This window comes from Pseudidiomarina andamanensis (genome assembly GCF_009734345.1).
Classification (GTDB): Bacteria; Pseudomonadota; Gammaproteobacteria; order Enterobacterales; family Alteromonadaceae; genus Pseudidiomarina; species Pseudidiomarina andamanensis.
The window spans coordinates 1,711,417-1,724,271 of sequence record NZ_CP032551.1; the positions used below are offsets into that span (position 1 = coordinate 1,711,417).

The 12,855-nt window shown below is 49.0% G+C and carries 13 protein-coding genes; 4 read left to right on the forward strand and 9 right to left on the reverse strand.

The annotated features are described in order from the left end of the window. Together D3795_RS08085 and D3795_RS08090 are read left to right on the forward strand one after the other, a co-directional pair. Nucleotides 1-1,191, forward strand: coding sequence for a BaiN/RdsA family NAD(P)/FAD-dependent oxidoreductase (locus D3795_RS08085; RefSeq protein ID WP_310942438.1), 1,191 nt, complete (start codon nt 1-3; stop codon nt 1,189-1,191). A 121-nt stretch (nt 1,192-1,312) separates the two neighbouring features. Then, nucleotides 1,313-2,140: a MipA/OmpV family protein gene (locus tag D3795_RS08090; protein WP_156267753.1), complete on the forward strand. Its 828-nt coding sequence runs from the start codon at nt 1,313-1,315 to the stop codon at nt 2,138-2,140. A 61-nt stretch (nt 2,141-2,201) separates the two neighbouring features. Here D3795_RS08090 and dbpA read toward each other — a convergent pair whose 3' ends face one another. From dbpA to D3795_RS08130, 8 genes are all read right to left on the reverse strand, one after another. Next, nucleotides 2,202-3,593: an ATP-dependent RNA helicase DbpA gene (gene dbpA, locus D3795_RS08095; protein ID WP_156267755.1), complete on the reverse strand. Its 1,392-nt coding sequence runs from the start codon at nt 3,591-3,593 to the stop codon at nt 2,202-2,204. 63 nt (nt 3,594-3,656) lie between these two features. Continuing rightward, complete coding sequence (locus D3795_RS08100) at nt 3,657-4,343, reverse strand: SGNH/GDSL hydrolase family protein (RefSeq protein WP_156267757.1); 687 nt, start codon at nt 4,341-4,343, stop codon at nt 3,657-3,659. 13 nt (nt 4,344-4,356) lie between these two features. Continuing rightward, nucleotides 4,357-5,085, reverse strand: a complete 729-nt coding sequence (locus D3795_RS08105) for a DsbA family protein (RefSeq protein ID WP_173021007.1) — start codon at nt 5,083-5,085, stop codon at nt 4,357-4,359. Beyond that, entirely contained in the window at nt 5,082-5,591 is a 510-nt protein-coding gene (locus D3795_RS08110) for a protein disulfide oxidoreductase (protein WP_156267761.1), read from the reverse strand. Before D3795_RS08110 ends, D3795_RS08105 begins: the two co-directional genes overlap by 4 nt. Beyond that, nucleotides 5,588-7,660 (reverse strand): protein-disulfide reductase DsbD family protein, encoded by a 2,073-nt coding sequence (locus D3795_RS08115; RefSeq protein ID WP_156267763.1) that lies wholly within the window; start codon nt 7,658-7,660, stop codon nt 5,588-5,590. The genes D3795_RS08110 and D3795_RS08115 overlap by 4 nt, the downstream gene beginning before the upstream one ends. A gap of 75 nt (nt 7,661-7,735) precedes the next feature. Continuing rightward, nucleotides 7,736-8,104 (reverse strand): hypothetical protein, encoded by a 369-nt coding sequence (locus D3795_RS08120; protein ID WP_156267765.1) that lies wholly within the window; start codon nt 8,102-8,104, stop codon nt 7,736-7,738. Between the two features lie 89 nt (nt 8,105-8,193). Next, on the reverse strand, nt 8,194-8,964 hold the full coding sequence (locus D3795_RS08125; RefSeq protein WP_156267767.1) for an SDR family NAD(P)-dependent oxidoreductase: 771 nt from the start codon (nt 8,962-8,964) through the stop codon (nt 8,194-8,196). Between the two features lie 99 nt (nt 8,965-9,063). Continuing rightward, nucleotides 9,064-9,621: a TMEM165/GDT1 family protein gene (locus D3795_RS08130; RefSeq protein ID WP_156267769.1), complete on the reverse strand. Its 558-nt coding sequence runs from the start codon at nt 9,619-9,621 to the stop codon at nt 9,064-9,066. A 161-nt stretch (nt 9,622-9,782) separates the two neighbouring features. Between D3795_RS08130 and D3795_RS08135 the strand changes: the two genes are divergently transcribed. Both D3795_RS08135 and D3795_RS08140 read left to right on the forward strand, forming a co-directional pair. Next, a complete protein-coding gene (locus D3795_RS08135; RefSeq protein ID WP_156267771.1) occupies nt 9,783-10,373 on the forward strand; it encodes a hypothetical protein in 591 nt (196 codons plus the stop codon). A 72-nt stretch (nt 10,374-10,445) separates the two neighbouring features. After that, entirely contained in the window at nt 10,446-11,372 is a 927-nt protein-coding gene (locus D3795_RS08140; protein ID WP_173021008.1) for a surface lipoprotein assembly modifier, read from the forward strand. A gap of 9 nt (nt 11,373-11,381) precedes the next feature. On the opposite strand, the gene D3795_RS08145 is transcribed toward D3795_RS08140, so the two are convergent. Beyond that, nucleotides 11,382-12,731 (reverse strand): S8 family serine peptidase, encoded by a 1,350-nt coding sequence (locus D3795_RS08145; RefSeq protein WP_156267775.1) that lies wholly within the window; start codon nt 12,729-12,731, stop codon nt 11,382-11,384. Between the last annotated feature and the right edge of the window lie 124 nt (nt 12,732-12,855).

Below are 12,855 nucleotides of genomic sequence, written 5' to 3' on the forward strand. Positions count from 1 at the left end.
GTGTCGCAGTCTGTCGTACATGATGTGATTGTGATTGGGGCCGGCGCTGCTGGCCTGCATTGTGCGGCAACTGCAGCAAAGCGTGGTCGACGGGTACTGGTGCTCGATCACGCCAAGCAAGCCGGTAAGAAGATTTTGATCTCGGGCGGTGGTCGCTGCAATTTTACCAATATGTACGCCAGCCCCGAGAATTACCTCTCTGAAAATCCGCATTTTTGTAAATCGGCACTAAGCCGTTATACCCAGTGGGATTTCATTGGGTTAGTCAACGATTACGGTATTGCCTACCACGAGAAAACACTCGGGCAGTTATTTTGTGATAACAGTGCCAAAGATATCGTCAATATGTTGATGAAAGAGTGCAGCAAACACGGCGCCCACGTGCAATTACGCACCGAAGTATTAAGCGTCGAGCACACGGCTGATGGCTATGTGGTGAATACCTCGCAGGGATTGTTGCAAGCTGAAAAAATTGTTGTTGCTTGTGGCGGGTTATCCATGCCAAAACTCGGCGCAACCCCGCTCGGTTATCAGCTCGCCGAACAATTTGGTCACCGTATTGTGCCCGTGCGTGCAGGGTTAGTACCGTTTACCCTGCATGAGACTGACAAGCAACGCTACGCCGAACTCTCTGGGCTCTCGGTTGATGTCGTTGCCAGTAATCAGCGCGCCAGCTTCAAAGAGGCCATGTTGTTCACCCATCGCGGCGTGTCAGGTCCTTCCATGCTACAAATTTCGTCATATTGGCACCCTGGCGAACCTGTAGAAGTCAATCTGCTTCCTAACGAGGACGCGTTCGCTAAACTTAATGAGCTGCGCCAGAGCCGACCGCGGATGAGTTTACGCACCGCCGTTCAGGAATGGTTTCCCAAACGCCTTGCACTCACCTTGTGCGAGCAGTATCAGTGGCCGGATAAGAATCTTGCTGACTGCAATAATGCGCTACTTCAACAAGTTGCGGACACCCTGCACCAATGGCCCTTAAAGCCAAATGGCACGGAGGGCTACCGTACTGCAGAAGTCACTCTCGGTGGCGTTGATACCGACGAAGTGAGTTCGAAAACCATGGAAAGCCGCTTGCAACCCGGCTTGTATTTCATTGGTGAAGTACTCGATGTCACCGGTTGGTTAGGTGGTTACAATTTCCAGTGGGCGTGGTCGAGCGGCTGGGTTTGCGGCGAGAGCGTTTAACCCGCTTTATCACTGCAGCGAAAGAAAACGTCATGGTCTGTGATCTACGCAATTGTGCATTCAGTACTATACTCAACACTAAGAACTGTTTTCATACTGCTTCACTCTGGAGAATTCCCCCATGAAAAAGTCTATCGGTTTACTGTCTGCCCTGGCGCTATCCACCCTGTGTTCTCAAACCGTATTCGCGCAGGACGAAAAAGCGGCGCTAGTCCCGCTACCTTCACTTGACGATTTTACGCGGGGTGACGATGGTTGGGCGGTCGGCCTTGGCTTGGGTGTTGAATATGAATCAGCGTATGAAGGTTCTGATGAATTCGGCTTCGAAATCGACCCTGCTGGCGCGGTACAATGGCGCACAGGTGACAATATCTTCTACTTCGCCGGTGAAGCGCTAGGTTGGCGCGGTCTTCGCGATGACGTCTGGTTGTTTGAAGCTACCGTGGGTTTCGATGAAGGCCGTGAAGAGGCTGATTCGGACGACGGCCGCTTGAATGGCCTCGGCGACTCAGATGAAGGAGCTGAATTTGTGCTGCAAGCGCGCCGTGCCTTTAATGCCGACTGGCGTTATTGGCTTGATGGTCGCATCATCGCGAGCGAAGACGGAAATCTCGGTTTGTTTGGCGTCGGTCGTCGTTTCGGTGAGCAAAACGATGGCACTGGTTCTGAATTAGCGGTTGTTGCCGTTTTTCACGATAGCGATCGTGCCAATAAAGATTTCGGCATTACCGCCGCACAATCAACCGCATCAGGTCTACCTGCCACCAACTTAGATAGTGGCATTCGTTCGGTTGGGGTGCATTATAATTATCGTCAATATGTTGCCGAAAACTGGCTGATTTTCGTTGAAGGCCTTTATGAGCACTACCTGGGCGATGTTGCGGATAGCCCGATTACCCGGAACAACTATGAAGCCGAATTAGGCGTCGGTTTCATCTACATATTCTAGATCACTCGACGTATCGCTCAGGCTAGCAAAGTTTAAGGGTACTCTGCATTCCTGAGCGAATTTAAAGGGCGCGAGCGCGAAAGCGTTTGCCCTTAATTTTATCGTTATTGATGAGGTTGAGCGCGTGCTTGGCAGCGCCCTGTTCAACGGTAACAAACGCCCAATTACTCTGAACTTTAATTTTTCCAATGTGTTGCATGGTGAGCTTATTATCGCGCGTCAGTGCGCCAACAATATCACCAGGGCGTAATTTGTCTTTCTTGCCGCCACTTAACTGTAACGTCACCCAGTCCGATTGCAGTGGTTTGCTCGCTGCTGGTGCAGTCGGTAATGGCTGCAACTGAATCGGCTTGGCAAAATCATCTTCCAACAGACGCAACTTGTAGTCATCTTGAGCACCCACTAGGGTTATTGCGAGCCCTTCGGCGCCAGCACGACCGGTACGACCAATGCGGTGGGTATGGGTGTCAAGATCATGGGCAATATTCACGCTAATTACCAAATCGAGTTCGGCAATATCAAGCCCGCGGGCCGCAACATCTGTCGCCACCAACACGCGAGCACTGCCGTGACTAAATTGCACCATGGTTTGATCACGATCTTTCTGTTCAAGGTCACCATGTAGCGCGAGCGCACTAAAGCCTTTGCCAATAAGCTTATCCGCTATTCGCTGTGCTTCCGCTTTGGTATTGCAGAACACCATGCAGTTTTGTGGCTGCTGGTTCAATAAGATTTGCTGCACCGCATACGCCGAATCGGTGTCATCTAATTGGTAAAACACTTGGCTTATTTTAGCTTGAGTTGGCGCTTCAGCTACTTTGAGCAGTTGCGCATTCTTCGATACTTGTTCAGCTAACTGTTTAATACCCTTTGGATAAGTCGCACTAAATAAAAGGTTCTGACGGGAATTCGGCGTTTTCGCGACAATTGCACGAAGCTCATCTTGAAAGCCCATTTCGAGCATTCTATCGGCTTCGTCTAGCACTAATGTTTGCAGCTTGGCGAAGTTCAGACGGTTTTGATTCACATGATCAAGTACACGCCCAGGCGTTCCTACCAATACATGAGCACCGTGCTCTAACGAGGTTATTTGGTGCCGTGTTGGTACCCCGCCACAAAGCGTCAATACCTTTAAGTTCGCCATGTTCTTGGCGAGCTTACGAATCGCTTCAGCCACCTGCTCAGCCAGCTCGCGGGTTGGGCACAGTACTAAGGCTTGTGGCGCAAATTCAGTCACATCAAGTTTGGCGAGTATTCCCAAAGCAAATGCGGCGGTTTTGCCGGATCCTGTTTGTGCCTGTACCACCACATCATCACCGCGCAGTATCAACGGCAAACTCATCGCTTGAACCGGTGTCATCTGCTGATAACCTGCCTCGTTTAAGCTTTTGAGAAGCTCGTCATTAAGACCGACTTCTGAAAATTGTTGGATGACCGGCGTTGTGTTTGACATGGTGGGGTTCTTCTTGATCGGAAAATGAGGCGCAATTATAACAGACATGTACTGATTAATTGCTTAGATTTCTCGAATGGCGTGAGCCCATAGCTTGGCCGCTTTCGGCGATGGGTGGAAACCATCCTCTGCCATATAATCGGGCTCAAATGGAAAATTCAATGCGAGATACTCACACTCATTTTGTTCGCAGTGACGTTGCAATGCGTTATCTAAACGGCGAGCCTGCTGGCCAATAAACCAACGCAGCGGCTGCGGCAATGCAGGAAATTTATGCATGGGTGGCAATGCCGTAAACACAATACGCTTTGCACCGCGTTGTTCCCGCAAATGCTGTGTGAGCGCTTGTAAATCATGACGCCAATTGATGAGCGAGGTACGCCGAGTCACATCATTCACCCCTGCCGAAATTAATACCAAATCAAATGGCTCGGTCTCAGGTTGTTGCTGCGCTAACTTTAAAATACCCGCACAAGTTAAACTTGATTGCGCCCATAATTGCCAATGCACTTGATACTGTTCTGCCGCTCTGGCAACCAAATGACCACACACCGCTTCGTCTTGTGTAGCACAACCAACGCCTGCAGCAGCAGAGTCGCCAAGAACAAGTAATCGAAAATGGTTACTTTCACCCTGAACACCCGCACGAGCGCCTGTCGCTTCAGGCAAACGTAAGGTATTTTTGCGTACTTGCCGTCCTTGCCATATCAGCAAGGGCGCCAGTAGAACTATTGCGAGTTTCTGTAACATTGATTACTTCACATTACTGCGCGACGGCTTGTTGAACAACTTGTTTCAACTCAGCATATTCAACGTAACCTGGAATGGTTTGTCCGCCAACCATAATTGCCGGCGTTCCACGCAATTGAAAATCAGAGAATACCCGATAGTTACGCTCAATAATGGTTGGCGTCGCCTTCGGGCTATCTAATTGCGAGCGGGTTCCGGTTTTACGCGCAATTTGTTCGAGCGATTTACCGGTATGCAGACCGTTCTTTTTATAGAGTAGTTCATGCACTTCAGCAAACTGCTCACGCTGATTCTGCCATACATTCAAGGCAAAGTTTGCTGGGTTCAAGTTGCCCCCCTGTACACTTTGCTGACGCAGTGGTACCAATACATTAATCACTTTCACTTGTGGAAATTCTTCCACCAACTTCTGCAAGTGCGGCTCTAAACGTTTGCAGTATGGGCAATCATAATCTGTAAAGACAATAACCGGCACAGAGCCATTCTCAGCGCCAAACCATGGGTGTGCATCATCGTTATCAAGTAGCCACTTACCGTGATCACGCTGCGCCTGCTCGGCCGTTTTTTTGCTTGCAATGTATTGCTGCAAGCTATTTAACACACTTGGAATAACTTCTGGGTTTTGCTTCAGTAACTCGTTAATTTGCTCAAGTTGCTGGGTTTGATTTCCTGCTTGTTGTGCACTCGCGGCTGCGCTGACAACAAACAATATCGAAAATACTGTGCTTAAAAGGTACTTCATAACTTCTCCAATTTTTGCATCAATTGCGCCCACTTCAGACGCAACCATAAACCAGCCGGCGTTGATGCACCGGTGGTATACGAAACAATCTCGCCGTCGGCAATAATCACGACCGTTGGGGTCGCGTTAATTTGCCAACGACGTGCTAATTCACCGGTATTATCGTTTACTGTCGCAAACTGATAATCGTGGTGCCGCAAATAGCTGTTTACCCGGGCATCATTGCCAGAGCGAATAGCGATACTCATCACCTCATGATCACCGTCAAGCCAGTTGATGGATGGCGAAACCCAATCACACACAGGGCACCAGGTTGCCCAAAAGTACAATAAGACGGGTTGTTCATGACTGCGCGCGAGAACATCGTGCTGCTGTTCTTCAATCGTGACGACTGAAAGCGCATCAATTGGGCCGGATGGCAAACCACGACTGCGCCAGCTATCCACCGCAAAACTTATGGCAATAAAAATGGCAAGATAAACGGCTAATTGCTTAAGGAATTTCATTGGCGTGCCTGCTCAATTGCTTCAAGTACAGCGTTATCGGTTAGTATCACTGGCAACGCAATACCATTCGGTGCCCCGGGCCCATATACTTGATTAAATGGCACGCCGTAACGGTTATAGCTACGCAAATAGTCGGTGATTTGCTCACTTGGCCGCGTCCAGTCGCCCTGCATAAGCACGATATCATCCGAGCGCAAAGCACTCGCTACCGGCTCTTGTAACAACACACCAATTTTATTCGCTTTGCAGGTCACACACCAATCAGCAGTAACATCCACAAATACCACTTTGCCTTGGGTAACTGCGTTGGCAATGGCGTTTGGCTGCAGTGGCTGCCAAGCATGTTCCTCTAGCTGCTTCGGATGGCTCGTCCAACTACTGAGTAGCAAGCCAACACCGCTCAGCAACACCGTGACAGCGATGGCACCAATCACGCCCGCTTGCCCGAATCGACGGTAGGCTAATACCAGCGCCACTACCACAAATACGGCAACAATGAATGCGAACACGCCAGTGCTGACATGGTTGCTTAGCAAGCTAATTAGCCATGCTGTGGTCAGCAACAATAGCAACGCAAATATCCGATTCACCCATTTTAACCATGGGCCGGGTTTGGGGAGCTTCATTGCCACGCTTGGCCATACCGCAACGGCTAGCCATGGCAAAGCCATACCCGCGCCTAGGGCCACAAAAATAAGCAGAAGCTGTACGTTTGACGCCGCTAAGGCAAACGCGACGGCTGTGCCTAGAAACGGCGCAGTGCAAGGCGTTGCTAGCAAGGTGGCGAACATACCTTGAATGAAGTGCCCGAGTGTTGATTGGTCACCGCGGGTAGCTACCCACTGCTGCATACCCTGCGGCAGTTGAATGGTCCATAAACCACTCACGGAGAGAGCAAACAGGCCAATCACCAATGCCATGCCCCCAATAAAATACGGGTTCTGAAACTGAATGCCCCAACCAATGGCGTGTCCACCTAGCTTCAGTAGCATCAACATGACTGCCAGAATGACAAACGAGGTAATAATGCCAAGTGCGGAAGCGATAAATTGACGACGTACCTGACCACGCCCACGCTCAGCAATAATTACCGACTGTAGTTTTAATCCTAGTACCGGTAACACACATGGCATGATATTTAGGATCAAACCGCCCAGCAACGCAAGTGGCAGCATCATCCACCAGCTTGTTGACTCCGCAGGTTGCTGCACGCTACCCGCAATCGCTTCGGCGCTCATTTCTGCACGAATCAGCTTATCCGCTATGGTCACCTGGAGTGTCTCTCCAGTTAATTCAGGCTGTTCGAGCCAATGCGAAATTGCAAACCGAGCGGTTAACTCATTGCCTTGTTTCTGCTGCTCTAATAACGCAATAGTGAGATCAGCATAATCGTCACGCAAACTATCCACAAAAATACGTGGTTGTTGCCATTGCTTAGTATTCGTCACCGTCACCGCTAACTGTTGCTGCGACGCCGACCAAACCATTTCCGACACGCTAAGCTGTGGGTGATCACGATGCGGCAACGCACTTTGCGCTTGTTCATAGGCAAATAGCGCATCCATGTCGGCATTCAACTCACTTGGCATAAAGTTGAGAGCGAGTGGAAAGTCAGAAATTACGCAAATATTGGTACAGCTGGCTAAGGTCAGTAACCCTTGCAAGCTAACTGGCTGTTGCCAATCTGCCACGCTAATTTGCAGCGGGAAATTGATATCGCCTTGGTAACCTACCGTTTCGATGCCCTGCACGTCAAAACGTTCAGGCACTGGAAAGCGCCAAGAAATATCAGTGATATTACTGGAATCAGCTTGCCATGCCAGTTGCGGGGGCACGCCACCTTCACCGGGCGTTCGCCAATAGGTTTTCCAATCATCCGCGAGCTTTACCTGCAATAAGGCAGTTACTTGCTGTTGTTCAGAATTGGTTTTTCCCGGAATTAGCAACCGCACCTGAACTGGTGGGTGCTCTTCAAGTTGAATCCAGTCCGTCGCAACTTGAGCTTGGGCGCTAGCACTTAGCAGCCACAGCAGCATCGCAGCCAACCAGATTTTTGAAATGTATTTCATAAAGTTATCTCATGTATTCATGGGTACTTATTGCACATATAAACGATGTGCGCACAGAGTTAATTGATGTCTGTGTTATTCATTGAATACACAAAATAGAAGGTGGGGACGACGTCGCCGATAACTTGGCGGCGCCTGTGCATAGCCAACAAAAAAGTGGCGGATAATAATCAGTAAGGTAATGCCGACAAATAACGATACCGCAGCGCCACCATCCAAAATATTAAAGTGCGCTTGTTGCAATAATTGCGATGAGCTATCGCACTCGGCCACCACCACCGTGTTATTGATATCACCAGCCGTACTAGCTTGGTTATGATGCTGCGACTGCGGGCAGCTTGCCGCTACCCAACCACTTTGTTGGCCCCAACACAAAAACAGCACGCAAAATACCGCCATGAGGGCGGTATAAGCTCGTTTTTTGTCAGCACCAAATCGCAACATAAACCTCGTAACTCGTTATTCGTTGTTCCTTATCGGTTATTCGTGGTTTGCTTTTTCGAGTAACGAATAACGATTATCGAATAACGAATTTAACTGGCGCCCATGCCGCCGTCGACGCGATATTGGCAACCAGTGATAAATGCACTTTCTTCAGACGCCAAAAACAACACTAAGTTCGCAACGTCTATCGGCTCACCATAATGCTGCATTGGAATGATTTGTTCAAATTGACTTTGCACTTCTTTCGCGTGACCCGGATTCATTGCCTCTTCAATAGCTCGCATCATGCGGGTATGAATTGGTGACGGGTGTACTGAGTTAACACGCACACCAAATGGCGCAGCTTCAAGTGCGGCCGATTTGGTTAAGCCAACTACCGCATGTTTTGATGCAACATAAGGGCTCATGTTGCCAAAGCCGTCTAGCCCAGCCACTGATGACATGTTAATTATGCTTCCTGACTTGGCCTTTAGTAGGTGAGGTAACGCATATTTCATACCAAGAAAAACGCCACGAACGTTCACCGCTATCACGCGATCAAAGTGCTCAGCTGTTTGTTCGTGAACCATTGCCGGTTTGCATTCAATACCAGCGTTATTCACCAACACATCGAGGCGTCCGAAATGAGCTATTGTGGCTTGAATAAACTTTTGTACGTCGGTTTCGTTCGATACGTCGGCAGCGACGCTATACACACGTTCAGCATGGCCGAGCTCTTGTTCGGCGGAATCCAAATCAGACTGATGTAAGTCAACAAGGCAAACTTTCGCGCCTTCACGCAAAAATAGTGCCGCGGTAGCTAGGCCGATGCCAGCGGCACCGCCGGTAATAATGGCAACTTTATCTTCAAGACGGGGCATCGCACACCTCCAGTTGTATTGGTACATGTGCGTTCAACTATAGATTAAATTTCACCCATTTTTGTGATCATTGCGAAGTTTTTTGACGTTAATCTGGTATTACCAAAATAGAGCGATAACACCAAGAATAATAAACACCGCCGAGGCGATATAACGAGCCAAATCGAGCGGTAATTTTTGCATTAACTTACCACCGAGTAATACCACCGGCACGTTCGCGACCATCATGCCAAGCGTTGTACCTAAAGTTACTGCAACAACACTGGTGTACTGCGCACCAAGCACAATGGTTGCTACCTGCGTTTTGTCACCAATTTCGGCAATGAAAAACAACACGGTGGTCGCGATGAAAGCGCCGTACTTGCGCACTTCATTATGCTCGTCGTTATCAGGTTTATCAGGAATCAGCACCCACAAGCCCACCGCAATAAAGCAGGCGGAAACAATATAGGTAGCGATATCCTCGGGTAGCACACCGACAATCCAACTCCCAAACCACGCAGACACAAAATGATTCAGTACCGTGGCGACAAAGATACCCGCAATTATCGACCATTTTTGACGATACCGTGCCGCTAAAAATAAGCTTAACAATTGCGTTTTATCGCCGATTTCAGCGAGGGCAACAGTGAGAGTTGAAGTGAGAAATGCGTCCAAAATATGCTCCTTGTGGGTCGGCGCGCATTTTATCGGCAATAGACACAATCATCAACAAAGCAATCGAACGCCCTTTGCACCACCTTTACAAATGACCGCGGAATAACTTGCGTTGTCCCGCCGTTATCGAAGTGTCATTACGACATAACGGAGGAATCATTATGAAAACCGTATTTAACCTAAACGTAATCGCTTTATCACTTGCTTTATCTTCAGGTGCGGCTTTCGCACAAGACGCTTCAGTAAGCGCAAATGCGTCTATTGCAGCACAGCAATCAACGTCGGTTGAGGCTGAAAACAATCGCGCTGATGCGACTACTCAAGTTTCTGCCAATGCGAATGCAAGTGCCTCGGCACAAACACCGCAGCCATCTATGGAAGATGATGCGCCGGCAGAAGGTGAACAACCGGAAGACGAGCAAGCAGAAGAGAGTGCGGAAACCAGCGGTGAGTTGCTGGCTGATGCTGAGCAAAACTTATCAGGTCAAGCCGATGCGTCACTTGAAACCGTAAATGGCTTGCAATCTGACGTGGTTAGCACAGTAGATGCAACAGCAAATGTTGCACAACAAACTGCGGGTGCTGTTACCGCTACAGTGAATGACACTGTGTCGTCAACTGTTTCAGGTGCTGTTGAAACCGCTTCTGAAGCTGCCGTTACTGATAGTGTCAATGACACCATTAATAGCTCAGTGGAGTCGACCGTTGATGCTGCGGTACGCAATACCATTCGCGGCAACATTGGTAACTAAGCACACCGGATTGACCCTGAAGACATGGAGCTAGCCTTGCGCTAGCTCCATATTTTAATCGGAGGAATGATCATGAAAACATCAACGTTTATTCTCAGTATCACCACCGCGAGTTTATTGCCATCTATGTTGCTGAATGTTGCCATTGCCGACGAGCAACGCTTTAGCTGGCAAGGTAAGCTTGAAGCAGGATATTTGTACGATAGTAATGTGACGGTGCGCGAACTCGATACCACCACGAATGAATCCGATCAGGCCGTGCAACTCAAAGGTAGTGTATCGCTGAAATGGAATCCGTGGGCCAACTTAAACTTGAATACCGGCGTTAACCACAGTGAAACGCTGTATCAATCGCAAGATGAATTTGATTTGGCCATTACCACCATTCATGGCGATTTGTCATACGATTTTAGCGAAATCACCGTCGGCGTGAGTCGTCACGATGCTACGGCAGATTTAGCTGACCAAGCTTTTATGGATTACCAACAAGATGCGCTTTATCTTGCGCGGTTGTGGGGAACGCGTTGGTACACACGCGTTGCCGTGCAAAACATCGAAAAATCGTTCAACCAAGTGCCTGATCGTAACGCGACTGCTGAGGCTATTGTCGGCGACGTGTATTGGTTCACGCCCTCGGCAAAGAGTTTCGTCATGCTCGGCTATACCTACCATGATGAAACCGCAACGAATCCTGAGCTAAGTTACCAAGAGCCGCAGTACCGCTTAACCTGGCAGTCTCAGACCTCAGGCTGGGGCGGCGAACATACTTGGCAAATTCATCTGCAATGGCAGCAACGTGATTACCTGGCACCAATGCAAATTCTCGATGGTTCGACACGCGAAGAACAACGTTTGACCGCACGTGCACAATGGGATATTCCATTGACTTCAGGTTTTAAGTTTACGCCATCTATTGAGTATGTGGATAACCAATCTAACTTTGCCGATGTCGACTATGATGAGACGCTGGCCGGCATTCGGTTGAGCTACACCTTCTAATTTGGTTTTTTATTGCTCAGTTAAAAGGCCGAATCCGAAAATTGAATCACGACCTTTTTCACCAAGATCGATCACGCGCTGCTGAAGTAACTTTCGTACTTCAGTAGCGCTGTGCTGTGGATTCTCATGCCATACACACGCAGCCGCCGCAGTAACAACTGGTGCAGCCATCGAAGTACCAGTTTCATAGCCAACTTGGCCATCGCGTCGTGCCGTTTTAACCTGCACGCCACGAGCAGAAAACTCTACGAAATTGCCTTGATTGGCCCACCGATAAATACCGCGATTCGTATCAACTGCCGTCACTGCAATCACCTCGTTGTAAGCTGCTGGGTAATTAGCAGGGGCCGCTGGCCCATCATTACCGGCTGCTGCAACAAGTAGAATATTTTGTTCAGAAAGACGCATCACAGCTTGCTCTAACAGTGCATTGCCTGGCCCAGTTAACGACATATTGATCACGCGAACCTGTTGTTCCGCTAGCCAGTTCAATGCTTCTAACAAAGGTAGCAACGCAGCACCTTGCTGCATGGCATTATGGCGATGAAAAATGGCTGCGCTGTAGAGTTTAGCTTGAGGAGTTAGGCTCACATAATCGTCATGCGAGCCAAGCAAAAGGCCAGCTACAGCGGTACCATGCGCCGTAGGCTGCGCCACACCGTCCGCTAAAAAGCCTTTCTGCACAATCGGTTTATTAGCGAAGACTGGGTGCGCAACGTCAACCGCGGTATCAATCATACCAATGGTAACCGGAGCCTCGCACCAGCGCTGCTGAGCAGCTTGTGTGGAGCCTTTGACAGCTGCCATGCTTTGCGTGTCATAAACAAAATGACGCACTAAGGATGCCGCTGCAGCTTTAGGTAGCTCACGACGCAACAGTGCTTCATCATTAAATTCAGCTGGCACTTTAAATCGCAATACCGTCATACCAACCGCTCCCAGTTGCTGCTTGGCAAGTAACTGTGCGCCCATACCTCGCAACACGTCCTCGGCTTCAGTTGAGGCAACCACCAGCCATTCGCGCTCAAGCACACGCGTGCCGTCATCGAGTGTCACCTCGGCAAATAACTCTTGATTGTTCGCGCCAAGTACCGGCAACCGCTTTAAGTTGTCATTGGTGACAGTCACAACCCCTTGATGGAGGTTTTGCACCGCCTCAGGTACACGCTGATGCAAATTTTCTTGGACGCGTTGTTGTACTTGATCGCGCACTCGGTCAGTGGTGCGCTGAACGTCTTGAAGAACAGGCTGCACTGGATTATCAAGCACTTGCGTTAACCCTGTTGTTGGTAAAATCAACGTTAACAAGGTTAAGGTAAGGCATCGCTGTGCGAAATTACGTGCTAGTTTAATAGTCATTATGTTGTACCTCGTGCTGCGTGACAGGTGTGTACACCATTAACGGTTTCTAGCAAAAAAAATTCCATATTGATGGAATAAATATGCGACATAGCTCGTTACCAAATTAACACAGAATGAGACG